Raw genomic sequence first — 25,945 nt, forward strand, 5'->3', positions numbered from 1 at the left:
CCTGTTCCTCATCGGGTACGTTGGCTGCGTCCTGTTTTGCTAATCATAGCGAAAACGAAACTTTTCCTGTTCACTGGCGGCACGCGCCAGAATCCATTGCCGGAAAGCCGCTATTTTACCCAGATCTGCCTGACTGTCATGACAAACCAGATAAAAAGCGTTCTGACTGGCCAAAACATCGTTAAACGGACACACCAGACGGCCACTTTCCAGTTCACTTTGCACCATCACGTTATTCGCCAGTGCAATCCCCTGCCCGTGGATGGCGGCCTGTAATACCATTGCGGTGTGGCTGAAGATGGGCCCCTGCTGGACATTGACATGGTTCAGTCCCAGTTGCCGGGTATAGCTTTGCCAGTCACGGCGCGATGCGTCATGCAATAAGGTGAAATGAGCCAGGTCGGCCGGGCTCTTCAGTGAAAACTCACCGGTCAGCAGCGCCGGTGAACAAACCGGCAGCAGATATTCAGCATACAGTTTTTCCACCCGCAAGCCCGGCCAGTTCCCCCGGCCATAGAAGATAGCCACGTCCACATCGTCAGAGAGTTTATCCTCTTCACGGTCAACCGCCTGGATACGGACATCGATGCCCGGACAGTCCTGGTTGAAGCTGGATAGCCTCGGGACCAGCCACTGGATCGCAAAACTGGGTAACAGACTGACCGTCAGTGCACCTTTCGCACTCCGGGCCTGCAGTTTACGGGTAGCATCATTCAGTGCGGAAAATATTTCTTTAATATCCAGCGAATAGCTTTGACCTTCTTCGGTCAGTAACAGCGAGCGATTACGACGGCGGAACAGTTTCAGGCCGAGGAAGTCTTCCAGCGATTTAATCTGGTGGCTGACAGCGGCCTGGGTCACAAACAGTTCTTCGGCCGCCCGGGTAAAACTCAGGTGCCGTGCGGCCGCATCGAAGACTTTCAGGGCATTAAGAGGAGGCAGTCGTTTTGACATAACAGTCTTCAGATTCAGGGCTAATAGGATGCCGGAGCCGGAACGCACTCAGGCATTAGTTTTTTTTATCCGAAGCATTATAAATTGTCCCTTGAGGAAGCACCAGCAAATACCTATAGTTCACGCACTTCCTGAGCCGGAACGAAAAGTTTTCTGAACCAGTCATTTCAGACTCTTTTGGCTTTAGGTGGTGATGTTGTGTTTGCATTTGGTCTGTTTTTCAGACCTGATTTATTTCCTGTGATATACCCTGTCTGTCCATAGTTTATATTTTTACAGCACCGCTTTATGCGGTGTTTTTTTTTGTCTTTCGTATTCAATCCCGCCGATGATGCCATCTCCCCCCGTAAAAACGCTGCAAGCCGCAATAACTCAGCTTATGCGAAAAGCTAAACGTTTGCGCAGATATTTGCATAAATCCGGATTATGCATAAACCTGACAGAAGAACGGCATAATTAATCATTTCAGTAAAAAAATGGCAGGGGCCGGGGGGGGGGGGGGGGAAGGAGAGAAGATAAAGCAGCCGCCACCGGCGACTGCAATCAATACGATACCCTTACTGACCGAGCTGAGTCATTTCTTTCACATCAGAACGGTTGATTTGCTGCTTAATACCACTGCTGTCTTTATAGACGATCATACCGGTATCGTCATCAACGCTGGGTTTACCTTGTGCTACGATGGTACGGCCATCGTTGGTATGCATGACATAGTTAGACGAACAACCAGCCAGGGTGAAGACGAGCGCGGATACCGCGAATACTGCTGCGAGTTGCTTTTTCATTTATTATCTCCTTACAGATAAGAATACCTTAAACTGTCAGCGATTCTGTCAATATGCAGTCCATGTTTTCGTCCGTAGCGACGGATAACTAACATTAAGCAATAAATATGCTTACAGTCTGCTAATAAATCATATGACATATTTACAACTTTACCAGTGGGTGAGGTTTTTTCAGTCTTATCTTAAATTTACCGGACACGAGTACGTTATGAATGGTTTTGATGCCGCCCGTTTTCGCCAGCAGTTTCCTGCACTTAGCGGGGATGACATCTATCTGGACAGTGCGGCCACCGCCCTGAAACCTCAGGCGATGATTGATGCCAGCACAGCATGTTACCGCGCGGCGGGAACGGTGCACCGCAGTCAGCACTCGCAGGCGAGAAAACTGACCGCTGCTTATGAGCATACCCGCCAGCAGGTCGCTGAGTTACTCAACGCGCAGAGCGCGTCACAGATAATCTGGACCCGGGGCACGACCGAATCCATCAATCTGGTCGCACACAGCTGGCTGTCACATCAGTTACAAGCGGGTGATGAAATCCTGGTCAGTGAGATGGAGCATCACGCTAACCTGATCCCCTGGCTGATGATTGCTGCCGAAAAAGGGGCCCGCGTGGTGAAATGGCCGGTGACCGCTGAAGGGCTGCCGCGCAACGATCTGCTGCCGCAGCTATTGACCGGTAAAACCCGTTTGCTGGCGATAAGCCAGATGTCAAACGTGACCGGGGCACTCCCGGCATTGTCCGACATTATTGCTACAGCGCATGCCGCAGGCGTCAGAGTACTGGTCGACGGTGCCCAGGGGATCGTTCATCAGCCCGCCGATGTCACCGCCCTTCAGGCTGACTTTTATGCTTTTTCCGGCCATAAACTCTACGGCCCGACCGGTGTCGGGGTACTCTATGCCAGTACCGAATGTCTGGCGGAGATGAAACCCTGGATGGGAGGCGGAAAAATGGTCGACCAGGTCAGTTTCGATGGGTTCAGTGCAATGGCCCCCCCCCATGGTCTGGAAGCCGGTACACCGAATATTGCCGGCGTCTGTGCCTTTGGCGCCACTCTGGACTTTTTAGCCACCGTGGACCACCGGGCTGCAGCACTGTGGAGTGAATCTCTGGCCACTGACGCAGAACAGCAACTGGCTGAACTGCCCGGTTTTCGCAGTTTCCGGCAGCATAATGCCCCGCTGTTATCTTTCAGTATCGGGGGCATCCATCCGTCCGATATGGTGACCCTGCTGGCAGAACAAAATATAGCGATACGTGCGGGACAACATTGTGCCCAGCCGCTGATGAAGGCGCTGGACATTCAGGGCTGCCTGCGCGCGTCATTTGCCCCTTATAATAATCAACAGGATGTTGACGCTTTTGTCCGGGCAGTCCGGATGGCCCATGATCTGTTAAGTGAGTAATGTTATGACGTCTTTAATCGCACCACATCCGTTTGGTCACGACATCACCGATGCCGGGTTAACTGAGCAGTTCGGCCAGTTCCGCCACTGGGAGGAACGTTACCGCCAGTTGATCCTGCTGAGCCGGAAATTACCGGCCCTGCCGGAAACACTGAAAACACCGGAGAATGAAATCAGCGGATGCGAAAACCGTGTCTGGCTGGGAAGTCAGCGGCTGGATGATGGCACTTTCCATTTTTACGGTGACAGCGAAGGACGCATCGTTAAAGGGTTACTGGCAGTGATGCTGACGGTATGTGAAGGGAAAACAGCCAGCGAATTATCCGGTGTCGATCCGCTGGCCATTTTTGACAGACTGGGGTTAAAAGAACAGCTCAGTGCCAGTCGCAGTAGTGGTCTGGAAGCTCTGGCCGCAGCCATTCATCGTATTGCCCGCAGCGCCTGAACCGCAGAGCATCAGGTGGCATCAGCCGCCTGACGTTCTTTTCTGGCGATAAACTTTTTCAGCGCGTGAGAAACGGCAATAAATCCGAAACTGGCCGTGACCATCGTGGCTGCACCGAATCCTGCGGCACAATCCATACGCTTCGGGCCTTCAGCCGTACTGCGGGAAGCACAGACAGTACCGTCCGGTTGCGGATAGACCAGGGCTTCGGTAGAGAACACACAGTCGATGCCCAGTTTGCCTTTACTGTTTTTAACGATAGAAAAATCGGATTTCAGTCGCTCACGCAATTTTGCCGCCAGTGGATCCTGAATCGTTTTCGCCAGATCCGTCACCGCAATCTGCGTCGGATCGATTTGCCCGCCCGCGCCGCCGGTAGTGATCAACGGGATCTTGTTACGGCGACAGTAAGCCAGCAAGGCCGCTTTGGGTCTGACACTGTCGATGGCATCGATGACGTAATCAAACCGGTTATCCAGCAGGGTAGCCACATTATCCGGCGTCACAAAATCATCAATACAGACAACATCACATTCCGGGTTAATCTGCCGCAGGCGTTCAGCCATGACTTCGGTTTTTGCCTGCCCCACGTTACCGCGAAGTGCATGGATCTGCCGGTTAGTATTGGTGATGCAGACATCATCCATATCAATTAACGTGATATGGCCGATGCCGGTTCTGGCCAATGCTTCTGCGGCCCAGGAGCCAACGCCGCCAATGCCAACCACACAAAAGCGTGCATCTGCAAACCAGTGCAGAGCCTGCTGACCATATAAACGACCTGTACCGCCAAAACGCTGGCGCCAGGTATCAGTCACTTCCGGCATAGATCCTCTTTCTTTTCATTATTCTTTATTACCGCATTCTTTATTACCGCAGGCGGAAGAGTGGCTATGTTTGCCCTCTTCCGCCGGATGCTTAGCGGGTCAGTAATCCTGTTCCCGGCGCGGATTTTAACACCCAGACGCGTCCGTAGTGATTATAAAAACCGGCCAGATGGGCCGCTTCAGGGCCAATCCCCTGATAAATATCGAAATGTTGTCCCTTAATTGCCCCGCCGACATCCAAAGCGACCATCAGCCTCATCCGGTACGTGCCATTAAACTTCCCTTTCTCATCCAGTTGTGGCACTTCGGCCAGCAATACGGTTCCGGGCGGGATCAGCGAGCGGTCGGCAGCAACGGAGGCTTTAGCCACCAGCGGCACGGCACTGGCCCCACGGACCGGAGTGTAGGATTCCGGATGGAAGAAGACAAAGGAAGGGTTTGTTTCCAGCAAGGCCCGGACCTCTGCATAAGAGTGGTTATTTGCCCACTCACGAATGGCCTGCATTGACATATCTTCCCGCTTCACTTCCCCGCGATCGATAAGCTCTTTACCGATGCTGTGGTACGCCCAGCCATTCTTGCCTCCGTAACCAAAGAAGGTCAACGGCCGGCCATCACCGTAATCCACATAACCGCTGCCCTGGACATCCATCATAAAGTTGTCAATTAATGAGTTACTCCAGGCAATCACATACCGGGAGCTTAGTGCACCGTTATAAATTTCTGCGCGGCTCGGCAATTTATGCCCGCGGCGGTGTGGTGGCATACGATAAATAGGGTACTGAAACTCCCCCTGACGGGTATAGCGGGCCTGGATCACCGGGGTGTAGTAGCCGGTGAACTGGACGTTCCCATAATCATCGGTCCCCTCCATCTGCCAGGCATTGAGGCCAAACTGACGCAGCTCGCGGGTATTCCCCCCGGCGACCAGCCAGCTTTCAATGGCAGTATAGGTACTGCTGTTACGATTAAAGAGTGCGCCGGAAGCCCCCTGGATCTGCCGGACCTGTTCGGCAAAGTCTCGTGCGTTTACCGGGCTCCCTTTCGCATTCGGCTGGTTAACCAGCGCAAAGGGCTGATCCAGTTTTCCGTCTTTATATTGCTGACCGCGGTCGGTAGGCCGGGAAGAACATCCGGCCAGTAACGCCAGAAATGCCCCGGTCAGTGCAAGCTTTACCCATTTTCCTTTCATTACGCTGCCTTCGCTGAATTATCTGAAGCGAAGATAGCAGAGGCAGGGTGATAATAAAATCTTCCGCATTAACAGCCCTTGTGATTTACATAAAAAAAGAAAAGTGCCGTAAAATTCAGCAGATGACGGTTTTTTTTACGTTTTTTATCATAAATGGGTTGCATCAAAGGCTGTGGAGAGTATAGTGCGCATCCACGGACGCGGGGTGGAGCAGCCTGGTAGCTCGTCGGGCTCATAACCCGAAGGTCGTCGGTTCAAATCCGGCCCCCGCAACCAATTCACATTATGTAGTGGCAGTAACCAGTAGTATCGCGGACGCGGGGTGGAGCAGCCTGGTAGCTCGTCGGGCTCATAACCCGAAGGTCGTCGGTTCAAATCCGGCCCCCGCAACCAATACAATGTGAAGCAGTAACAGTAGTAGTACGGACGCGGGGTGGAGCAGCCTGGTAGCTCGTCGGGCTCATAACCCGAAGGTCGTCGGTTCAAATCCGGCCCCCGCAACCAATACTATGAAGCAGTACAGCAACAGCACGGACGCGGGGTGGAGCAGCCTGGTAGCTCGTCGGGCTCATAACCCGAAGGTCGTCGGTTCAAATCCGGCCCCCGCAACCAACCGAAGAAAACTTATCAAATTAATTTTGATAAGTTTTTTTTTGCTCTGAATTCAGCAACCTGCTGACTGCCTGCATATTCTCCGCCCCCTGATATAATTTCCGGCATGCCCCTCCCCGGTGCCAGCCACCTCCGCACGGGCCTGCGACTGTCCATCGACAAATTCAGGACGTACGGAAGAAAGAACCGTAACCTATTTTTCCGTGATAAGGTGAATATCTGTCAACGTCATCTGAATCTGATGAGCCCGTATTGTGTATATCTATAAATTTCCCTTACCCGCGAGATCATTATCCCCCCTTCTGTGCCACGGAATAAAGCATCCTTGTTGATCAATTAACTATCAGAATTAAGGATACTGACGACGGACTGCTGTAGCTGAGAAGAATTAACCCCCTTTACCGGAACAATAAAAATGGTATCATCCCCTGCAACTGTTCCTAATATTCCTTCTGATTTTCCACAAGAATCAAGCAGACGTGCAATTAAGGGTGCCGCGCCGGGAACCGTATGGGTAACAACCATCCAGTCATTGGTTTCAATACTCAGCACTGAACTTTTTAGCATAGTTCTGGCCGTCGGGATCCCCCGCTCAACCGGCAGGCAATAGACCATTTCCATTCTGGCATTACGTGTGCGTACCGCACCATAGCGGGCAAGCATGCGAGAAACTTTAGACTGGTTGATATGCCTGAACCCGTGACGGGTAAGATAATCGACAAATTCAGCCTGAGAGCCAAAACGTTCGTCCCTTAATAATTGCTGGAAGACTTTATCGAGTTCTAAAGATTTAATATTTTTAATCATATTAGTCATGCTCCCTCCCTGGTACCTGTAAAATAAAACAGGTATATTTCTGGCTACTACAGAAATAGCACTTTCGGTTATATTTATCCCGCCAAATATTCACAAACCCATTATTTTTTGACTTTCGTCATGTCATTTATCCCATAAAAAATAAATAAACAAACTCTCTGAAAACCTTCTGAGAGCTTATTTTTTATTCCTGATACCGGTAAAGGATCACCTTAATAATTACAGAGCGAAAGAGTGAGCTGAGAGCAGAGTAATGGTGCGTATTTTTACCGGATCCAACGTTATCCGATTGTCAGAAAGAGATGACCTGCCGCACTGATCTGTCGGATCGGATCTGAGAAGGCACTGATCCTGACAGTTGATGTTTCCGGCAATCCTTTATTCGTTGTCCGTTATCTCTGATGGCTGATAGCTGATAGCTGAACAAAAAACACCCGAACATCGTTCGCTCTCCGAAAAATTTTAATCCTCTCCCCCGCCGCAGATAAAAGTAACTTACTGATAGTAATGTGGATAAGTCCGGTAAAACCCGCTATCAATGCACATGTCCCTGAAACACAATACTTGCATTCAGGACCATAAAGGAATAAAAATACAGAAAAAACGAATAAACATTCACCCGGAGATCGCCGTGAAGGAACGTAGTACCGAATTAGTTCAGGGGTTTCGCCATACCGTCCCCTATATTAATGCCCATCGCGGCAAAACGTTTGTCATCATGCTGGGCGGTGAAGCGATCGAGCATGCTAACTTCTCCGGGATTGTCAATGATATCGGTCTGCTGCATAGCCTGGGCATCCGCCTGGTGCTGGTCTATGGGGCGCGACCTCAGATAGATGCTAATCTTGCCGACCACCAGCTGACGCCTAACTATCACAAATTTACCCGTGTCACGGATGCCGCCTCTCTTGAGCTGGTGAAACAGGCTGCCGGTCGTTTGCAGCTGGATATTACTGCCCGCCTGTCAATGAGCCTTAACAATACTCCCTTGCAGGGCGCGCATATTAACGTGGTGAGCGGCAACTTTATTATCGCTCAGCCACTGGGTGTGGATGACGGCGTAGACTACTGCCATTCCGGCCGTATCCGCCGTATTGACCATGCCGCTATCCATCGCCAGCTGGACAGCGGTGCCATCGTGCTGCTGGGGCCGGTTGCGGTATCAGTTACCGGTGAAAGCTTTAACCTTACCTCAGAAGAGATTGCAACTCAGGTTGCCATCAAACTGAAAGCTGAAAAGATGATTGGTTTCTGTTCCGAACAGGGTGTCAGCGATGACGACGGTAATGTTATTTCTGAAATGTTCCCTGACCAGGCTCAGCAGCGTATCGACAGCCTTGAGCAACAGGGTAATTACCTGTCGGGTACCGTACGCTTTCTGCGTGGTGCAGTGCAGGCTTGCCGCAGCGGCGTTCCCCGCAGCCACCTGATCAGTTATCTGGAAGACGGTACCTTGTTACAGGAGCTTTTCTCACGCGACGGTATCGGTACACAGGTGGTGATGGAATCGGCCGAAAAAATCCGTAAAGCGACCATCGATGATATCGGGGGGATCCTTGAACTGATCCGTCCGCTTGAGGAACAGGGGATCCTGGTTCGCCGCTCCCGTGAACAGCTGGAAATGGAAATCAATAAATTCACCGTCGTGGTGCGGGATAATCTGACCATTGCCTGTGCGGCCCTGTATCCTTTCCCTGAAGAACAGATCGGGGAAATGGCCTGCGTGGCAGTTCATCCCGAATACCGTAGTTCTTCACGCGGCGAGTTGCTGTTACAGCATATCTGTCATCAGGCCAGCACAATGGGCCTGAATAAAATATTTGTCCTGACCACCCGCAGCATCCACTGGTTTCAGGAACGGGGATTTGTGCCGGTCGATATCGAATCCTTACCTGAAACTAAGAAGAAAATGTATAACTATCAGCGCCGTTCCAAAGTCTTAATGCTGAGTCTGGACTGATCCTGCCACGGCATCTTCCCTGACGGGAGGATGCCGTCGTCTTATACCGTCAGTGAGGCCGCAACGGTTCACTCACCAGCTGGTCACTTAATCCACTGCGTCTTCGGGTACGGGACTGTATCGCCCGCGTAAATACGGCTTCATCACTGTAGATGGTCAGTTGTGTCCGCGCCCGGGTAATGGCGGTGTACACCAGCTCCCGGCTCAGGACCGGGCTGTACTGTGCCGGCAGCACCAGGGCCGTGTGATCAAACTCCGAGCCTTGCGATTTATGAACCGTCATTGCCCAGGCCGTATCATGCGGTGGCAAACGACTGGGATGAACCGCTTTTATACTGCCATCCGGTAGCAGGAAGTGCACCTTTAGCTGTTGCGTTTCATCGTACATCATGATGCCAATATCCCCGTTAAACAGTCCCAGTGCATTGTCGTTACGGGTGATCATGACCGGACGTCCGGCATAAAGATTACCGCTTCCGGTAGCCGACGGCAGACGCTGCTGTTGCCTCAGACGCTGCTCGATACGCTGGTTCAGACCGCTGACGCCAAACGGTCCTTCCCGCAGTGCGCAAAGCAACTGGTAGCGGCTGAAGGTATGTAACACCTCCGCCGGGGAAACATGATTATTCACCTTTTCAATCACTTCGGCATATCCCTGACTGATGTCATTCAGCATCGACTGCCATTGTTCCGTAGAATCCAGCGGGCATAACCGGATATCACGGAAATCCTGATGCCGCCGGATAGCCGCCAGTCGCGACAGATCACCGCAATTGACGGCAGCGGCCAGTTGCCCTATACCCGAACTGGCCGAGAACCGGTAACTCTGTTGTAACAGGCACAGGCTGTCACGCACTGCCGGTGCCTGAGCAACCTCTGTCCCGGCAATGTCTGCACCGGTCAGCGCGCCCAGCTCTGCAGCACGGGCCGGACTGTAGCCAAATTCCGCGCTACGGCAAAGATCACCCAGTACAGCACCGGCCTCAACCGAAGCCAGCTGGTCACGGTCGCCCAGAAAAATCACCCTGGCCTCAGGTGGTAGCGCACTGATCAGGGATGCCATCATCGAAAGATCCACCATTGAGGCTTCATCTACCACCAGTACATCCAGATGCAGAGGGTTACCGGCATGATAGCGTAAGCGTCGTGTGGCCGGCTGCGCCCCCAGCAGCCGGTGCAGGGTGGTGGCCTCCTGCGGAAAGCGGGCTTTCAGTGTGTCGCTGACCGGCAGCGCCTGTAAGGCTTTACCCAGTGATTCGGTCAGCCTGGCCGCAGCTTTACCCGTTGGCGCAGCCATACGAATACGTAACCGGCCAGGCGTCAGGGTCAGTAATGCGGCCAGCAGACGGGCCACTGTCGTCGTTTTGCCGGTCCCCGGTCCGCCGGAGATCACCGAATACTGACGTGTCAGCGCGACAGCGGCCGCCACCTTCTGCCAGTTATTGCCTTCGTCCCCGAACAGCTCGTCCAGTACCGGGCGGACCTGCCCGGGCTCCACCGGAGCACTCGTCAACCCGGCAGAGAAAAAACGGGCAACCTGCTTTTCGTAAAGCCACATCCGGTGCAGGTAAAGCTTGCGGTGAGCCAGTACCAGCGGCGTTGATTGTGAGCCATCACTTACCGCATCCCAGCCCTCCAGCACTGGCAACCAGTCATCCTCATTCACCGGGGCGACGGCGGCCTGCCAGAGTGCTTCAGCCACTGCCAGTTGTCGCCCGGAAAACAGAGAGGCTGGCGAAAGCAGGGATAGCGGCAAACAGACATGCCCTTCTCCGGTGCCGGCACTCAGGCAGGCCGCTGCCAGACGTCGGGCGGGTGATCCGCTGCCCTCAGTTAAGGCAGCGAACCGCAGATCCAGAGGCCGGAACATTTGTAGTTCCTGCGCCTGCTTCAGCAATTGCTCAAATTCAGACATCGGTGTCCTCCTGCCCGGCAAACAGTGCATCCAGCTGATGAATAAAGTCTTCCTCTGGACGGGTGAAAAACACACCATTTTCCGGCTGTTCGCCCCCCATTCCGCGAAGGAAGAGATAAAATACGCCCCCGAAGTGCTGGCGATAGTCATAATCCGCTATCCGGTGCCCCAGATAGCGATGCAGCGCCAGCGAATAAAGCTGATACTGCATATCGTAACGATGGTCGATCATCGCCTGCGCCATCGCCTGCGGTGTATAGGCAGAACTGTCTGCTCCCAGCCAGTTAGATTTATAATCCAGCAGATAATATTTTCCCTTCCAGCGAAACACCAGGTCGATAAACCCTTTCAGCATACCTTTTACCTGCTGAAAATCGACGGCCGCCGCCTGCTGTGAAAGCGGATCATAACGGCGCATCAGCGCATCCAGCCGCTCAGGACGCAGCAGCGCCCTGATGGGAAGATAGAATTCCATTTCCACCAGCAGATCTTTTGGCTGCAGACAGGCAAGCGACAATTCATCGTCCGCCAACGGTGTCTGCAACAGAGTATCCAGCCATTGCTGCAGCACCGGCACCCAGTGCGGCGGATAGCCGTGGGCAGCTACCTGTTCCCCCAGCCAGGCTTCGGGGGCCGGCTGAGTGAAATCCAGTTGTTCAAAAAGGCTGTGCAGGAACGTTCCAGGCCCGGCGCCACGCGGAAAGTGATGTGCGGTCAGCTGTTGTTCATTGTCTTCCTGCTGTTCTCCCGCCGCATCAATATCAAAGCCGGGCATAATATCCAGTAACCTGCTACCGCGGTGATGTTGCAGACCGGAGTAACTGGTCACTCGCCAGGGGTCGTTCAGCGAACGGTGCAGACGACGGCTGGCCAGTTGCCGATCAGCCTCAGGGAGGTCTGTAAACGCAGGGATCTCTTCGGAATACGGTTCTGTCACCACCATCTGTTCGTTGGCCAGTGCAGCTAACCGTTCGCGCAGGCCTTCAGCACTGAGCGCCTGGCCCTGCTGTATCAGGTATCCGATTGCACTGTGATGCAAATCGGTCTCCCCCTGCTGTTTACGGTTGCCGCGGAACAACGGGGCTATCCCGAGGCTGCAATGCCATACGGAGCGGGTCACCGCCACATACAGCAGACGCAGGTCTTCTGCCAGTCGTTCCTGCTCCGCCAGTTCCAGACTTGCCTCCTCTTTTTCCAGGTCAAGCACGGCTTTATAACTCTGCCGGTCATGGTAAAGCGCGGAGGCTGCGGGCCGGTAAGCCGCAATAAACGGCAGCCAGACCAGCGGATATTCTAGGCCTTTGGATTTATGGATGGTCACAATCTGCACGAGGTGCCGATCGCTCTCCAGGCGCAGTTGCTGATTACTGCCGTTTATATCGGGACGCAGGATCTGCCGTGACAGATAACGCACCAGCGCATGCGGGCTATCGAGCTGCACCGCGGCCTCCTGCAACAGTTCCCCGAGGTGCATGATATCGGTCAGTCTGCGTTCACCGCCGTCACTGGCCAGCAGATTTTCCGGTAACTGCTGCTGTATCATCAGATGGCGCAGCATAGGCAAAATGCCCGATTTACGCCACAGTTGCTGCCAGCCGGCAAAGCGATCAGTCATCTGATCCCACTGACGGCTATCCTGACTGATTTCCTCAATCTGTACCGCACTCAGCCCCATCAGGGAAGTTGCCAGAGCGGTCCGCAGGATGCGTTCCTGCTCAGGGGCCAGTATCGCCTGTAGCAGCCATAACAACTCACGGGCTTCCGCCGTCTGATAAACGCTATCGCGCCCCGACAGGTAAACGGAGTTGATGCCTTTGTTCTGTAATGCCTTACGCATCAGGGAGGCTTCCTGACGACTGCGTACCAGCACGGTAATATCCGCTGCACTGACCGGAATTTTTTGCTGCGCGGCATCAATGAAACAGGCTCGTCCCTGCTGACCGGCAATCAGCCAGCGCGCAATGTCCGCCGCAGCCAGTTGCGCCATATAATGCTGGTACTCACTTACCCCCATCGCTTCTGCGGGCGGCACCCAGAAACGCATGGCCGGCTGACATTCCCCGTCATAGTGCAGACGGAGCGGATGATTTTTCTCGGCGGCCGCCACCGGTAAAAACGGAATGTCGTTAAAAACAAAGGGGTTATCGCTCTGAGAAAATAACCGGTTAACACTGCTCACCATCCCGGGAGAAGAGCGCCAGTTAGTTCCCAGCGTATAGTGAGCACTAACTTTTTTCCTTGCCGAGATATAAGTAAAAATGTCCGCGCCACGAAATGCGTAAATCGCCTGTTTCGGATCGCCAATCAATAACATCGCATTATCCGGCTGTCCGCCATAGATAGCCTGGAAAATCCGGTACTGCAGCGGGTCCGTGTCCTGGAATTCGTCGATCATCGCGACCGGATACCGCTGACGGACAGATTCTGCCAGGCTGGCTCCGGCGGCCTGGCCCAGAGCATGGTCGAAACGACTCAGTAAGTCATCGAAACTGAGCAATGCCTGCTGACGTTTCTGCTGATACACCGACTGACGGATCTCACGCAGCGCATGCCCCACCAGACAATCATACAAGGTCACTTTTTTCTGCAGAAAACGTTCAGCCTGAGTGAACAGAGGGTGTTCCGGGACGGCCCCCTTTTTCGTTTTTTCCGCCAGTACCGACTGCTGAAAACGTTCCAGTTCCTTCGGTATCAGATAATCACAGGTCTCTTCTGCGGCCCAGGCGGTCAGTTTCTCTATCCATGAAGGTAAGTGTTTACTACTGTAACTACGCTTATCAACACCGGAATCCTGGATCAGCGGCAGCAAATCCGCCGCCGCCTCGCGCCAGGCCTGTTTAATCGCCTGAATGCGGGCAATATTTTTTCTGTGCCGTTCAGTCAGGGTTTCATCGTTTGACGGTGCCGGGGAAATGACCGGCATTTCTCCCTGCAGCCAGGGTTGCAGCGAAGCCAGCAGATGCTCCGGACCGGTAAAGGTTTTCAGGACCTCACGGGCCACCTCTTCTTCCAGCGGGTAACAATAACGACGCCAGAAATCGGCGGCAGCCTGACTGAGCAGTTGCTGTTCGTTTTCCACCAGTTGCTGTTCAAATAACATCCCGGATTCAAACGCATTCATATTCAGCATACGCTGGCAAAAGCCATGAATGGTAAAGACGGAGGAGGCATCCATCTGACGCTCTGCCGCCAGCAGAAGCTCCGTTGCCGCAGTGATATCCTCAATTTGTTCAATCAGTGGTCGCCACTGTGCCGACACCTGTTGCGGATCATCCGCATAGCGAAGACAGGCAATACGCAGTTCATGGATATTGTTACGGATACGTCCGCGTAATTCGGCGGTTGCGGCCTCAGTAAACGTCACCACCAGGATCTCTTCGACGCTTAATGGCCGATGAAATGCTCTCTCCCCGCCCAGCCCCAGTAACAGGCGCAGGTAGAGAATACCGATGGTAAATGTTTTACCGGTGCCCGCGGAGGCTTCTATCAGCCTCTCTCCCTGTAATGGCAGAATTAACGGGTCAAGCGCTTCAGCCTGCTGAGAATTCATTCGTATTCACTCGTTAGTCAGTTCAGGATAATAACCGTTAATGTCACAGTGATTCCGGCGTATGGGCACGGATCACCGGCAGATACCACGTTTCAGCCGCCTGACAAATAGCATTCACGGTATCATCATTCAGTTCACGGCACAGACGCTGCAGATAAGGGTCTTCCCCTTCCCCCGGGATAAGCACGGTTCCCTGCCAGCCCTCGGTCAGTTTCTGCAGGGCTTTGCGTACGGTCTCTTCGTCATCGGCAAGCTGCTGTTCTTTATTCAGGCGGCTGAGCAACCAGCTCCCTCCGCTCCGGTTAAGCAACATTAACGGGCTATTCATCCCCTGCAGGTAGCCTGCCAGCAGTTTTTCCAGTTGTTGTATCGCCTCTGTCTGGCCCAGCGGCATAAACCGCCAGCAGCTGTCATGGCGGCCATACATGCGGCTGATCCCCGGAACGCCCAGTGCACAACTGACCACATGTTCTATCCATAGCAGCAAACCATCGCTGAGATTCAGTTCCCCCGGACGCCAGCGCAATATGCCGTCGTCCTGCACTCCCGTCAGCCAGCCGGTCAGACGTAATGAGAGAGCCAGGTCAACTTCCACACTACGACTTTCCGTCAACTGGTCGCTGACTCTGGCGGCGATGTCCTGCATTTCACTGAGTTGTTTGTCCCGAAAAATATTACCGAAGGCCCCGTAAGGCAGATGACCGGCCATCCGCTGTCGTCGGAAAAACTGGTCGCTGTCATGCCGGGTGACCAGGGTATTCAGTAATTGGGTGTTGATCTGGTAGCGCTGCAGATTATCCAGCTCAAAAGGTTCTGTATCCGGCAATTCATCTTCCTGGGCCAGGAAACTGATCCCCAGACGACGGGTAAACCAGGCCCGTACCGGGTGACGCCAGAAGCGTAGCAATTCATCGAGCGAGACTTCCTCAGGGCTGAACGGTTCCAGCGGGGTTACAAACGCCGGGACCGGCAGCCCCTGGCCGCTGGCCGCCGGCAGCCACTCACTGGCAAAACTTTGTCGTTCATGCTCAGCGATAAAGTTCTCCGGAGCAAACGGAGTACGGCTATGCTGATATAACAGGTGCTGCATTACCTGCTGTGCGCTCTCATCCACATTCAGTGACTCACTGCCAGGCAGACGGAAACTGCGGGTGACATACTCACAGAGTTCACTGACCAGTACCGACGGTAGCCGTTCAGCATTGTCACGGATACTGCGCCCGATATAGCTGATGTAGAGCCGATCTCTGGCCGAGAGCAAGGCTTCAAGAAAGAGATAACGGTCATCATCGCGTCGGCTGCGGTCTCCTTTCCTCGGTGACTGCTGCATTAAATCAAATCCGGAGGGGGTCAGGGTGCGCGGATAAACGCCGTCATTCATCCCCAGCAGACAGACGACTTTAAACGGGATAGAACGCATCGGCATCAGGGTACAGAAGTTTACCTGGCCTGCCAGGAACCGCTGGCTGATCCGCTCCTGCTCCAGGCGGCTACGCAGTTCATCGCGCAGCACCGTCACCGGGACCTCGCCCGGATAACGGGATTCCAGCCCCTGTTCGAGGAGTTGCCGCCACTGTTCATCAATCAGCGCCAGTGCGGTTTCACTATCCGTGTCACCGGCGAAAAAGGTATCGATTAATTCACGGCAACACGGCTGCCACTGTTCCAGAATCAGTGACTGCCGCAGACGCTGCCGCCAGTCGGCCAGACAACTGAGTAATTCCGCCAGTTGTCCGGCCAGTTCGGCCTGTAATCCGGCAGATTCATCATAGGGCAGGATCCCCTGCCAGTCGCCCTGTTCACTTTCCAGTGCATACCCCAACAGCATCCGTTGCAGACCAAACTGCCAGGTATGCTGCCCGGTCACGGGCAGTGAAAGATCACTGACGCTGCTGTCATCCAGCCCCCAGCGCACCCCGGACTCATCGACCCAGTGGCGTAGCGTCCGCAACCCCTGTTCATCAATCGCAAAACGTTCCGCAAGTGCCGGGACCTCCAGCAGAGCCAGAATATCTTCTGAGGTAAACCGGCTGTCCGGTAAGGACAGTAATTGCAGAAAGGCCTGGATCACCGGATGCGCCTGGCTTGCTCTGCGGTCAGAAATGGCAAAAGGCAGATACCGTTCACGACTGACATCGGTAAATACAGACTGAATGAACGGCGAATAGCTGTCGATGTCTGATACCATCACGATAATATCGCGGGGTTTTAATGTCGGATCGGCATCCATCAGCCCCAGCAGGTAATCCTGTACCACTTCCACTTCACGCTGCGGGCTGTGGCACGCCCGGAGGGTAAAAGAGTCATCCTTCGGGTCCAGTAACCGCCGGGCACTGCTATTGTTAAATTCTTCGGTCGTAATGCCGATGACGGAGTGGTCTTCCAGCGTCAGAATATCCTGCTGCAGAGAATGCAATAACGTGTCGTGCCCCGGTTCAACAAAGGCATCGATTTCATTATCCAGTGCATCCATCTGCGCCAGTAAATAGAGGTTATCCCGCCCCAGTTTCCCCCAGGATGCCAGCAGAGGTTGCGTCAACTGTTGTTCACCGTCCGGACCAAACAGCGATGAGGCCTGTGCCGGGTCACGGAACAGCGGACGTTGCTGTTGCGACTGGTGCAGCTTGCGCTGACGACTTTGCAGCTTCGCAAGGAAGGCGGGGTCACGGATATCCCCCCAGTAATCGCGACACGGGTTAGTAAATAACAGATGAATATCAATATGACGGCCCAGCGCCTGCAGGGCCTGCAGGTATACTGGCGGCAGTGCCGAGATACCACAGATAAAAACCCGTGGCGGGAGGCCTTCCGGGCAGGTATCGCAATTTTCCAGGGCTTCGATAAAACGGGAATAGAGATTGGCACGGTGCCATTCAGGCTGTTCCAGCTCAGCGGTGTACGCGACCAGCGCCCGCCACAAAGGCGCCTGCCACTGCTGAGCCTCCCCCGGGCCGTCGGCCATTTGCTGCTGTTCCCACAGATTCAGCCAGTCCGGGCGATAGACCAGATACTGGTCAAACAGGTCAGCAATCCGGCTGCTTAACTGAAAAAGCTTACGTTTATCCTCATCATCGTTCAGATAATGGCGGAGCGGCAGAAAGGTGTCCTCTGACAGCAGCCCGGGCAGCAACTTCATCAGCTTCCAGCTCATGGCGCTTTTATTAAAGGCACTTTGTTTCGGAATGCCAGGCAGGACGCAGACAAACATCTGCCAGATAAAACTGGCCGGTAGCGGAAACTCTATATTTGCGGCCACCGAAAATTCTTCCGCCAGTGCCATTTGCAGCCACTGAGCCATACCGGGGCTCTGAACCAGTATGACCTCTTTACTGAAAGGATCCGCTAATGGCTCCCTGTTAATCAGGTGTGCCGTCAGATCTTTTAAAATATCCAACTGATTTGAATGATAGACCCTGAACATATTGCCTCCTGCGACGCCTGCCGTCTCTGCCACGTCACTCTACCTGCTCATCTTCCGGTTGCAAGCCCCGCGGGACACTTATTACGGTAAGCGATCGCCAAAAGGCGGACAAAACAGTTGTTGCAGGGTGGCCTCCCGGCGAAGCGGCCCCTCTGTATGTACAGTCACCCGCAAACAGCCATTCGCGGCAGGCTGGCGACGGATATCACTACGCCAGCCCGCAGGGGTTTTCCCGGCCAGTACCTGAGCCGCGGCCCGCACGGCTTCGCGTTGTGCCCACTGCCGCTGATAACTGTTAACCAGTTGCTGATGATACTGGCTGAGCAATAACACACTGAGTGAGAGGATCAGTAAGGCAATAAGGCATTCTGCCAGGCTAAAGCCCCTGCCGGCATTCCCGTTCATCGGGTAACGGACAAAGGTCACTCCAGCCCGCGGGAATGGCCACGAGGGCCGAACGTTCCGCATCGTGTGGCTGAACCCATCGCCAGAGCAGGGTCTCGCCGTTTGCCGATTGCCCGCGTAATACTCCGCGTTCGCGTGTCTGCCATAACAGGCAGCTACGCCAGCCCTCTTCCGGAGACTGAAGGCATTGCCAGCCTTCACGGTCTGCCCATCGCTGCTGTAACCCCCAGGCCAGAGACGAAGAAGCCTGATAGAAATCCTGTAAATAGTGATATTCATCGATCCCTCCCGGCATCCCGGCCCGTAAAATCCGTTCACTGGCCTGCAGTAACAGACTCCCCGTCAGCAACAGTAAAACAACGATCAGCAGCGGTGAACTGCCCCGCTGTTTCACAGGTTTTCCGCCAGCACCCAGTGCTGTTGCGCCAGGGTCACTCCGGGGCCGGCGCTGGCGGTCAGCTCCACAGCCAGCCGTGAGGTCTCACGCAGAAAACGTAATCGCGTAATCTGCAGCGATGACGGATCATTCAGCCCTTCCCATCCGGCTCCGTCACAGCCTGTGACGCCCCGTTGGGTCTCCAGCCGTTTATCCCGCCAGCGAAAACCGTAACTGTCGTTTTTCAGGCTGCCGGAAACGTCTCCGGGAATATAGCGCCGCGACTGTAACTGCACTATCAGGCAGTGACCATCGGCACTCAGTATCACCGGCGGACGGGCGCAGGGCGGCCTTTCGCAGTATCCCGCGCGGCGGAAGTTTTTTTCCAGCATCAGTAACAGTTCATGGACTTCCTGTGCCAGCAGGGTTTGCTGTTGCAGTCGCCAGTTATTGCGGACCAGATGCGGAAAAAATCGCGCTGCCCCCAGAAAGATCCCACTGCTGATCAGCAGGGCCAGCAACATCTCACCCAGGGTAAACCCGTGACGTTTTCCGGGGGGTACCCTTTCTTTCTCCATCATTCACATCCTCCTGCCTCCGGCAGACAGAGCCTGATCCTCGCCCGCGACGAAATAATCACCCGCGCGCGTCGGGCTGACGTACCAAACTCCAGGCTACCCGCCCGGGCAACATTACGACGCCCGTAGAAGCCTGGCTCCCCGACCACCCTCAGTAACTGTACCTGCGGATAAGGGGCCCGCCAGACAAAACGGGCCGTCTTAGGGCACCCGTTGCGCTCTGCCGGAGGGCGGGTGTCCACGCACCAGATATCGCCGCTAGGATAAATGGCCAGGGGCAGATTATGGTTGGTGCGGTTCGCATACTCGCGGACACCGGCAAGAAACAACTGCAATCCGGTGGCCGTTTCTGCAAGCTGTTGTTGCTCACGCCAGCCCTGCCAAACCAGGCTGCCGCCCCCCGCCAGCAACGCGATAATTAACAGGACCAGTGCCAGCTCCGGCAACGTGAATCCACAGGGTAAAAAGTGTGTGTCGTTTTTCATTCCCGCACTATGTGGCAGAAAACATCCCCGGTCGCCCGGCAATGTGACAGCGTCGGGACAGGTACGCAGGAAAGGACAAGCAGGCACAGAATTTCAGCGAGGTTTGCGAGGAGAGGCAAAAAAAACGGCGGCAGTGCCAATGCACTACCGCCGTGATACGTTGACTACGCGGATGAACTCAGACGGCGACCGGAGCCTTAATCGCCGGATGAGGGTCATAACCTTCAATTTCGAAGTCATCGAAGGTGTAATCGAAAATAGAATCAGGCTTACGCTTAATTTTCAGCACCGGCAAGGGACGTGGATCCCGGGTCAGTTGCAGATGAGCCTGCTCAAGGTGATTGTTGTACAGGTGAGTATCCCCGCCGGTCCAGACAAAATCACCGACCTGCAAATCGCATTGCTGCGCAACCATATGCACCAGTAAGGCATAGCTGGCGATATTAAACGGCAGGCCGAGGAACACATCACACGAGCGCTGGTACAACTGACAGCTCAGACGCCCGTCAGCGACATAGAACTGGAAGAACGCATGACAAGGTGCCAGCGCCATTTTATCCAGTTCACCGACGTTCCATGCAGAAACAATAATACGCCGTGAATCCGGGTCCTGTTTCAGCTGACGGATAACCTCACTGATCTGGTCGATATGGCGACCGTCTGCCGAAGGCCAGCTACGCCACTGACGACCATAAACCGGCCCCAGATCCCCCTGTTCATCAGCCCACTCATCCCAGATAGTGACCTTATTCTCCTTCAGATAAGCAATGTTGGTTTCCCCTTTCAGGAACCAAAGCAACTCATGAATAATGGAGCGGATATGGCACTTTTTGGTCGTGACCAGCGGAAAGCCCTGCTGCAGATCAAAGCGCATCTGGTGACCGAATATCGACAACGTGCCGGTACCTGTACGGTCATCTTTTGATGCACCTTCGTTTAAGACTTTCTGCATCAGTTCCAGATACTGTTTCATTTTACTTCACCCGGTTGTTTCAGTGAGCCTCTACGGTAAGCCCAAATCATCATAATCACACCGGCCAGAATCATCGGAATCGACAGGATTTGTCCCATACTGATCACACCGTCAAACAGACCCAACTGGGCATCCGGTTGGCGGAAGAATTCAACAATGATACGGAAAGCGCCGTAACCAATCAGGAACAGACCTGACACACTTCCCAGCGGGCGCGGTTTGCGAATAAATACATTCAGGATGATAAACAGGATCACCCCTTCCAGCAGCAGTTCATAGAGCTGTGACGGATGACGCGGCAGAACACCGTAGGTGTTCAGTAATGACTGCCACTGCGGATGTGTAGCCACCAGCGCCAGATCCTCATCCCTGGACCCCGGGAATAACATCGCCCATGGGCAGTTAGGGTCGACGCGGCCCCATAATTCCCCATTGATAAAGTTACCCAGACGTCCGGCACCCAGCCCGAACGGGATCAGCGGTGCAATAAAGTCAGAGACCTGGAAAAAGTTGCGGCCGGTACGACGCGCAAACACCAGCATCACCACGATGACACCTATCAGGCCGCCGTGGAATGACATTCCGCCATCCCAGACTTTGAACAGATACAACGGATTTTGTAAAAACAGCGGCAGGTTATAAAACAGCACATAACCGATCCTTCCGCCCAGGAAGACCCCGAGGAACCCGGCATAGAGAAGATTCTCTACTTCATTGCGGGTCCAGCCACTGCCGGGTTTATCGGCACGGCGTCCGGCCAGCCACATAGCGAAAATAAAGCCGATCAAATACATCAATCCGTACCAGTGCAGCGATACCGGACCGATAGAAAAAATCACCGGGTCAAATTTTGGAAAAGCAAGATAGCCGTTAGTCATCTTTCACCATTATTCTTTCTATCTGAAAGCCTGTCACCGGAAAAGCCATTTTACCGGTGAAGACCGCGAAGAGTTGCGCATGATAGCACAGGCACCCGTGGCCCGGGGCGGCTAAATGTAAACGGGAATGAGCCGCTAACGTCCGCCGCGGATCAACCCTCCTAGCCCGCGCCGCTCCATAAAGACGGCCACCTGATAGCGGACTTCACTCGCGGTACTGGCTTGTAAAACCTGAGCGACCAGTTGTTCAGTCTCGTTACTATCCAGGTGACGCAGCAGGTATTTTACCCGCGGTACGTTTTTACCGTTCATACTTAAATGGCGGTAACCCATCCCGGTCAGAAGCGGAACACTCATCGGGTCACCGGCCATTTCACCACACACACTGACCGGCAGGTTGTGGCGTCGGGCCTCTAAGTTAATCTGATACATCGCCTTCAGAACCGACGGATGCAGAGGATCGTACAGGTTTGCTACCCGGGTATTATTCCGGTCGACCGCCAGCAAATACTGCGTCAGGTCGTTGGTTCCGACCGAAATAAAATCAACCGTACGGGCCACCTGCGGTATCAGAAAAATCATCGACGGCACTTCTATCATGACACCGACCTGAGGACGCGGGATCTCGTAGCCCAGCATCTCCTCCACTTCATGCCCTGCCCGTTCAATCAGTTTGCGGGCCTCATCGATCTCATCAATGCTGGTGATCATCGGTAACAGGATTTTAAGGTTACCGGAGGCGGCATTAGCACGCAGCATCGCCCTGACCTGTACCAGAAAGATTTCCGGCTGGTCCAGGGTGAGACGTATTCCCCGCCAGCCCAGGCTGGGGTTTTCTTCACTGATGGGCATATACGGCAGTTGTTTATCGGCACCGATATCCAATGTCCGCAGGGTCACTGGCTTATTATTAAAGACCTGCAGCATGCCCTGATATTGCGCGACCTGCTCTTCTTCAGAAGGAAAGCCGCTCTGTAACATAAAGGGCACTTCCGTACGATACAGGCCGACACCATCGACGCGGTCGCCCATCGTCTGCTCAAGTTCGGCACTCAGCCCGGCATTCAGCAGGATAGTGACGGCTTCGCCGTGTTTCATTGTGCCCGGCTGCCCGGCGACAGTTTCAGCGGTTTCGCTGAGCGCATTCTCTTCGCGGATCAGACGCTGATATTCTTTAATCAGTATCGGTTCCGGGTCTATCAGTAATTCCCCCCGATAACCGTCAACAATCAGCAGATGTTTATGCAACTGTTCGGGACGGATATCCGCCCCCATCACCGCCGGGATCCCCATGGCACGGGTCAGGATAGCGGCATGAGAATTCGCCGCACCGTCGCGGACGACCACCCCGATCAAACGTTCCGGAGGGACTTCGGCCAACGCCGTCGCAGTCAGTTCATCCGCCACCAGCACAAAACGTTCCGGCCAGGCATTGGTGCCGTGCAGGCTGTCGTCAAGGTGGAACAGTAAACGCTGCCCGAGTTCACGAATGTCTCCGCTGCGTTCCCGCAGATACGCATCTTTCAGCTCAGCAAACTGCCCGGCATATCGCTCAATAACGATTTTAACGGCCCATTCGGCCACGGCTCCCTGATCTATCTCGCTGAGCAGATCTTTCTTCAGCCGGGGCTCACTCAGCAGGTGAGAGTAAAGGTCAAAAATGGCCGCACTCTCTTTCTGAACACTGCTGGAGAAGCGCTTACTGTAGCGACGGAATTCGTCGCCGGCTTCATTCATCGCGCGTAACAGACGTTCCCGTTCCTGCACGGTATCCAGCGTCGAGGCCTGGGTGACCTGTTCGAGGGTAGGCTGAATATGGTCAACCCAGCCCGGGGCAACCGCAACACCCGGTGAGGCGGCAATGGCGCGGATACGACTCTGACGGAATACCCCGAATAACTGCCCTATCTGCGACTGAGAAAGCAGTGTTCCGACCTGGGTCGCCAGGGTGACCAGAAAAGACTCTTCGGACTCGTCAAACGAGCGCAGTTCCCGCTGCTGCACCACCAGAACACCGAGCACCTGACGGCGGTTAATGATAGGCGCGCCAAGGAACGAGCGATAATGCTCTTCTTTTACCGAGGGGATAAATTTGAAGCTGGGATGGCTCTGAGCATCGGCCAGGTTAATGGGTTCGGCCAGGCGACCGACCAGTCCGACAATTCCTTCATCCAGAGCCAGAGTAATGGTGCGACCGCGCGGTTTTTTCAGACCGCGGGTTGCCATCAGGTAATAGCACTGACGCTCCTGATCCGCCAGGTAAACCGAACAGACTTCGGTATCCATCGCCTGACAGATCTCATTCACCAGTATTTCAAGTGCTTCATTGAGTCTGGAAGCACTGGCTACCTTTTCTACAATATCGCGTAACCGGGTGAGCATCAGCGCCATGCTCTATCCTCTTTTTCTTCGGCCGGGCTGTTGACTGCGTGGCAGTGAATTCTCTGTTGCAGACATCACCACTGTCGCAAACTCCTTCATTACACGACGATAAACATCACGTTTGAAAGAAACGACCTGTCTCACCGGGTACCAGAAACTTACCCAGCGCCAGCCATCAAATTCAGGGGTACTGCTTCCCTGGACATTAATGGCATTCTCATGGCATTGCAGTTGCAACAGAAACCATTTTTGTTTCTGGCCGATACATACCGGCCGGGTATCCCAACGCACCAAACGTTTTGGCAATTTGTAACGCAACCAGTTACGGGTTGAGGCGATAATCCGTACATCTTTACGATGTAACCCGACTTCTTCAAACAATTCCCGATACATCGCCTGTTCCGGAGTTTCTCCGGGATTGATGCCCCCCTGAGGAAACTGCCAGGAGTGTTGTCCGAAACGTCTGGCCCACAGAACCTGTCCTTGTCTGTTACAGATTACAATCCCAACATTCGGGCGGTAGCCATCATCATCGATCACCAGACTACCTCAAAGCTATCTTCAGATAGCCTGATTGTTTCATACTACTCACAGGCGGTAAACCATTGGCTGGCAGGGATTCAACAGAATAAATCAGGGATAACCCACAAAAAACCTTAGAGTTATAAACAGAGGACCATCAAAGAGTACAATTTTATGCACCTTTTCTGTGGATAGCTTTGTGCAGAACACGGGATTTCCCTGAATAATCACACTACCTCCGACAAATCCCCTTGCAAAGAAAACAAAAATAAAACCTTATATTTCATGAAATTAAACCATGAAACATGGGGTAAAAAGCAGGGTTTTACGGGGTGTGCCACAAATAACTTAACCAACCGAACAAAAAGTAACCATCGCTATTTTTATCCACAGATTATGGTGATATGTTACCCACCATCGCAAAAAAAATTGTACGGACCGCCAAAGTCAAGGCTGTAAATAGAACCAGTAGTCCGTACCAGATACAGTTATCCCATTTTTCTGTGGATAACTCTGCGTATAATCCTGTTTATTATCGATGAAAAACAGGTATAAGCCCGGCCCTCCATGCTCTGAGGTACCGTCTGCCCCATAAAAAAGTACGCAGAATCATGCTATTATTGGATTTACTCACTGCATTCAGGCGCGCGAATAAACCCGCCCTCCTGGCAGGTTATTTTTTAATCAAAAAGCGAGGGATTATGTCTGACTCCCCGGCACCTCTGGCCGCCCCGGAAAATGAACAGGTATTACTGCAGCGAGCCTATGCGCTCGCCGGACAAACCCTGGAGGAACTGGCTGCCGCATTCTCTCTGCCGGTGCCGGCCGATCTGCGCCGGGATAAGGGCTGGATAGGGACATTGATCGAATGGCATCTCGGCGCGACAGCGGGAAGTAAAGCGGAACAGGACTTTGCCCACCTGGGAATCGAACTAAAAACTATCCCTGTGGATAGCCGGGGCCAGCCACTGGAAACGACCTTTGTCTGTGTTGCACCGCTAACCGGTAATACCGGCGTCAGATGGCAGAACTGCCACCTGCGTCATAAGCTATCACGCGTGTTATGGGTACCTGTGGAAGGTGAACGCGCCCTTCCTCTGAAACAACGACGGATAGGGTCCCCTTTATTGTGGAGCCCTTCCCCGGAAGAGGAAGAACAGTTGCGCGCAGACTGGGAAGAACTGATGGAGATGATTGTACTGGGTGACGTGGATAAAATTACCGCCCGCCACGGTCAGTATCTGCAAATCCGTCCGAAAGCGGCTAACCGTAAAGCCCTCACGGAAGGCATTGGCGCGCAGGGCCAGCCTGTCATGACCCTGCCCCGCGGTTTTTATCTGAAGAAAACATTTACCGGCCCGCTACTGGCCCGTCATTTTCTGCTGTGAATTTTTTCTGTCCCCGATGGATCCTGAGCGGTTATACTCTCTGTTTAGATTTCGTTTAGGATTGATGTGA

At 53.8% G+C, this 25,945-nt stretch carries 20 protein-coding genes and 4 tRNA genes; 8 read left to right on the top strand and 16 right to left on the bottom strand.

Annotated elements, in window-relative coordinates; genetic code table 11:
- Nucleotides 1–39: 39 nt before the first annotated feature.
- Nucleotides 40–954, bottom strand: coding sequence for a transcriptional regulator GcvA (locus CG67_RS09075; RefSeq protein WP_025902635.1), 915 nt, complete (start codon nt 952–954; stop codon nt 40–42).
- Between the two features lie 557 nt (nt 955–1,511).
- Nucleotides 1,512–1,739 carry a YgdI/YgdR family lipoprotein gene (locus tag CG67_RS09080; RefSeq protein ID WP_025902636.1) on the bottom strand — a complete coding sequence of 76 codons (228 nt, stop codon included), beginning with the start codon at nt 1,737–1,739 and terminating at the stop codon, nt 1,512–1,514.
- Between the two features lie 208 nt (nt 1,740–1,947).
- Between CG67_RS09080 and csdA the strand changes: the two genes are divergently transcribed.
- Nucleotides 1,948–3,150, top strand: a complete 1,203-nt coding sequence (csdA, locus tag CG67_RS09085) for a cysteine desulfurase CsdA (protein ID WP_025902637.1) — start codon at nt 1,948–1,950, stop codon at nt 3,148–3,150.
- Nucleotides 3,151–3,154: 4 nt separating this feature from the next.
- A complete protein-coding gene (gene csdE, locus CG67_RS09090; RefSeq protein ID WP_025902638.1) occupies nt 3,155–3,595 on the top strand; it encodes a cysteine desulfurase sulfur acceptor subunit CsdE in 441 nt (146 codons plus the stop codon).
- Between the two features lie 11 nt (nt 3,596–3,606).
- On the opposite strand, the gene tcdA is transcribed toward csdE, so the two are convergent.
- Both tcdA and mltA read right to left on the bottom strand, forming a co-directional pair.
- Nucleotides 3,607–4,422, bottom strand: coding sequence for a tRNA cyclic N6-threonylcarbamoyladenosine(37) synthase TcdA (gene tcdA, locus CG67_RS09095; RefSeq protein WP_025902639.1), 816 nt, complete (start codon nt 4,420–4,422; stop codon nt 3,607–3,609).
- A gap of 91 nt (nt 4,423–4,513) precedes the next feature.
- Nucleotides 4,514–5,614 (bottom strand): murein transglycosylase A, encoded by a 1,101-nt coding sequence (mltA, locus tag CG67_RS09100; RefSeq protein WP_029989869.1) that lies wholly within the window; start codon nt 5,612–5,614, stop codon nt 4,514–4,516.
- A 199-nt stretch (nt 5,615–5,813) separates the two neighbouring features.
- On the opposite strand from mltA, the gene CG67_RS09105 reads away from it, so the two are divergent.
- The 4 genes from CG67_RS09105 to CG67_RS09120 all read left to right on the top strand — a co-directional run bounded on the left by CG67_RS09105 (nt 5,814) and on the right by CG67_RS09120 (nt 6,226).
- Nucleotides 5,814–5,890 (top strand) — tRNA-Met (locus CG67_RS09105).
- A 40-nt stretch (nt 5,891–5,930) separates the two neighbouring features.
- Nucleotides 5,931–6,007 (top strand) — tRNA-Met (locus CG67_RS09110).
- A gap of 34 nt (nt 6,008–6,041) precedes the next feature.
- A tRNA-Met gene (locus tag CG67_RS09115) sits at nt 6,042–6,118 on the top strand.
- A gap of 31 nt (nt 6,119–6,149) precedes the next feature.
- A tRNA-Met gene (locus tag CG67_RS09120) sits at nt 6,150–6,226 on the top strand.
- A gap of 336 nt (nt 6,227–6,562) precedes the next feature.
- On the opposite strand, the gene argR is transcribed toward CG67_RS09120, so the two are convergent.
- Nucleotides 6,563–7,033: a transcriptional regulator ArgR gene (gene argR, locus CG67_RS09125; protein WP_025902640.1), complete on the bottom strand. Its 471-nt coding sequence runs from the start codon at nt 7,031–7,033 to the stop codon at nt 6,563–6,565.
- Nucleotides 7,034–7,673: 640 nt separating this feature from the next.
- Between argR and argA the strand changes: the two genes are divergently transcribed.
- Nucleotides 7,674–9,002, top strand: coding sequence for an amino-acid N-acetyltransferase (gene argA, locus CG67_RS09130; RefSeq protein ID WP_025902641.1), 1,329 nt, complete (start codon nt 7,674–7,676; stop codon nt 9,000–9,002).
- A 49-nt stretch (nt 9,003–9,051) separates the two neighbouring features.
- On the opposite strand, the gene recD is transcribed toward argA, so the two are convergent.
- The 11 genes from recD to rppH form a co-directional block, all read right to left on the bottom strand.
- Entirely contained in the window at nt 9,052–10,917 is a 1,866-nt protein-coding gene (gene recD / locus CG67_RS09135) for an exodeoxyribonuclease V subunit alpha (RefSeq protein ID WP_025902642.1), read from the bottom strand.
- Nucleotides 10,910–14,467 (bottom strand): exodeoxyribonuclease V subunit beta, encoded by a 3,558-nt coding sequence (gene recB, locus CG67_RS09140; protein WP_025902643.1) that lies wholly within the window; start codon nt 14,465–14,467, stop codon nt 10,910–10,912. The genes recD and recB overlap by 8 nt, the downstream gene beginning before the upstream one ends.
- Before the next feature lie 43 nt (nt 14,468–14,510).
- Entirely contained in the window at nt 14,511–17,888 is a 3,378-nt protein-coding gene (gene recC / locus CG67_RS09145; RefSeq protein WP_025902644.1) for an exodeoxyribonuclease V subunit gamma, read from the bottom strand.
- Between the two features lie 81 nt (nt 17,889–17,969).
- Entirely contained in the window at nt 17,970–18,314 is a 345-nt protein-coding gene (locus tag CG67_RS09150) for a prepilin-type N-terminal cleavage/methylation domain-containing protein (protein ID WP_025902645.1), read from the bottom strand.
- On the bottom strand, nt 18,265–18,687 hold the full coding sequence (locus CG67_RS09155) for a DUF2509 family protein (protein WP_025902646.1): 423 nt from the start codon (nt 18,685–18,687) through the stop codon (nt 18,265–18,267). Before CG67_RS09155 ends, CG67_RS09150 begins: the two co-directional genes overlap by 50 nt.
- Nucleotides 18,684–19,250 carry a prepilin peptidase-dependent protein gene (locus CG67_RS09160; protein WP_025902647.1) on the bottom strand — a complete coding sequence of 189 codons (567 nt, stop codon included), beginning with the start codon at nt 19,248–19,250 and terminating at the stop codon, nt 18,684–18,686. The genes CG67_RS09155 and CG67_RS09160 overlap by 4 nt, the downstream gene beginning before the upstream one ends.
- A complete protein-coding gene (locus tag CG67_RS09165) occupies nt 19,247–19,732 on the bottom strand; it encodes a prepilin-type N-terminal cleavage/methylation domain-containing protein (RefSeq protein WP_025902648.1) in 486 nt (161 codons plus the stop codon). Before CG67_RS09165 ends, CG67_RS09160 begins: the two co-directional genes overlap by 4 nt.
- Before the next feature lie 178 nt (nt 19,733–19,910).
- Nucleotides 19,911–20,705, bottom strand: a complete 795-nt coding sequence (gene thyA, locus CG67_RS09170; RefSeq protein ID WP_025902649.1) for a thymidylate synthase — start codon at nt 20,703–20,705, stop codon at nt 19,911–19,913.
- Nucleotides 20,702–21,583, bottom strand: a complete 882-nt coding sequence (gene lgt / locus CG67_RS09175; protein WP_025902650.1) for a prolipoprotein diacylglyceryl transferase — start codon at nt 21,581–21,583, stop codon at nt 20,702–20,704. The genes thyA and lgt overlap by 4 nt, the downstream gene beginning before the upstream one ends.
- Nucleotides 21,584–21,718: 135 nt before the next feature.
- Complete coding sequence (ptsP, locus tag CG67_RS09180; protein WP_025902651.1) at nt 21,719–23,965, bottom strand: phosphoenolpyruvate--protein phosphotransferase; 2,247 nt, start codon at nt 23,963–23,965, stop codon at nt 21,719–21,721.
- Nucleotides 23,966–23,977: 12 nt separating this feature from the next.
- On the bottom strand, nt 23,978–24,505 hold the full coding sequence (gene rppH, locus CG67_RS09185; RefSeq protein ID WP_025902652.1) for an RNA pyrophosphohydrolase: 528 nt from the start codon (nt 24,503–24,505) through the stop codon (nt 23,978–23,980).
- Between the two features lie 683 nt (nt 24,506–25,188).
- On the opposite strand from rppH, the gene mutH reads away from it, so the two are divergent.
- Nucleotides 25,189–25,875, top strand: a complete 687-nt coding sequence (mutH, locus tag CG67_RS09190) for a DNA mismatch repair endonuclease MutH (RefSeq protein ID WP_025902653.1) — start codon at nt 25,189–25,191, stop codon at nt 25,873–25,875.
- Nucleotides 25,876–25,945: the final 70 nt, after the last annotated feature.

This window comes from Tatumella sp. UCD-D_suzukii, assembly GCF_000611875.2.
Classification (GTDB): Bacteria; Pseudomonadota; Gammaproteobacteria; order Enterobacterales; family Enterobacteriaceae; genus Tatumella; species Tatumella ptyseos.

Coding starts and splice junctions, on each gene's coding strand:
- CG67_RS09075 (WP_025902635.1), bottom strand. CDS start 954: ATGTCAAAACGACTGCCTCCTCTTAATGCCCTGAAAGTCTTCGATGCG.
- CG67_RS09080 (WP_025902636.1), bottom strand. CDS start 1,739: ATGAAAAAGCAACTCGCAGCAGTATTCGCGGTATCCGCGCTCGTCTTC.
- csdA (WP_025902637.1), top strand. CDS start 1,948: ATGAATGGTTTTGATGCCGCCCGTTTTCGCCAGCAGTTTCCTGCACTT.
- csdE (WP_025902638.1), top strand. CDS start 3,155: ATGACGTCTTTAATCGCACCACATCCGTTTGGTCACGACATCACCGAT.
- tcdA (WP_025902639.1), bottom strand. CDS start 4,422: ATGCCGGAAGTGACTGATACCTGGCGCCAGCGTTTTGGCGGTACAGGT.
- mltA (WP_029989869.1), bottom strand. CDS start 5,614: ATGAAAGGAAAATGGGTAAAGCTTGCACTGACCGGGGCATTTCTGGCG.
- argR (WP_025902640.1), bottom strand. CDS start 7,033: ATGATTAAAAATATTAAATCTTTAGAACTCGATAAAGTCTTCCAGCAA.
- recD (WP_025902642.1), bottom strand. CDS start 10,917: ATGTCTGAATTTGAGCAATTGCTGAAGCAGGCGCAGGAACTACAAATG.
- recB (WP_025902643.1), bottom strand. CDS start 14,467: ATGAATTCTCAGCAGGCTGAAGCGCTTGACCCGTTAATTCTGCCATTA.
- recC (WP_025902644.1), bottom strand. CDS start 17,888: ATGTTCAGGGTCTATCATTCAAATCAGTTGGATATTTTAAAAGATCTG.
- CG67_RS09160 (WP_025902647.1), bottom strand. CDS start 19,250: ATGATGGAGAAAGAAAGGGTACCCCCCGGAAAACGTCACGGGTTTACC.
- CG67_RS09165 (WP_025902648.1), bottom strand. CDS start 19,732: ATGAAAAACGACACACACTTTTTACCCTGTGGATTCACGTTGCCGGAG.
- thyA (WP_025902649.1), bottom strand. CDS start 20,705: ATGAAACAGTATCTGGAACTGATGCAGAAAGTCTTAAACGAAGGTGCA.
- lgt (WP_025902650.1), bottom strand. CDS start 21,583: ATGACTAACGGCTATCTTGCTTTTCCAAAATTTGACCCGGTGATTTTT.
- ptsP (WP_025902651.1), bottom strand. CDS start 23,965: ATGCTCACCCGGTTACGCGATATTGTAGAAAAGGTAGCCAGTGCTTCC.
- mutH (WP_025902653.1), top strand. CDS start 25,189: ATGTCTGACTCCCCGGCACCTCTGGCCGCCCCGGAAAATGAACAGGTA.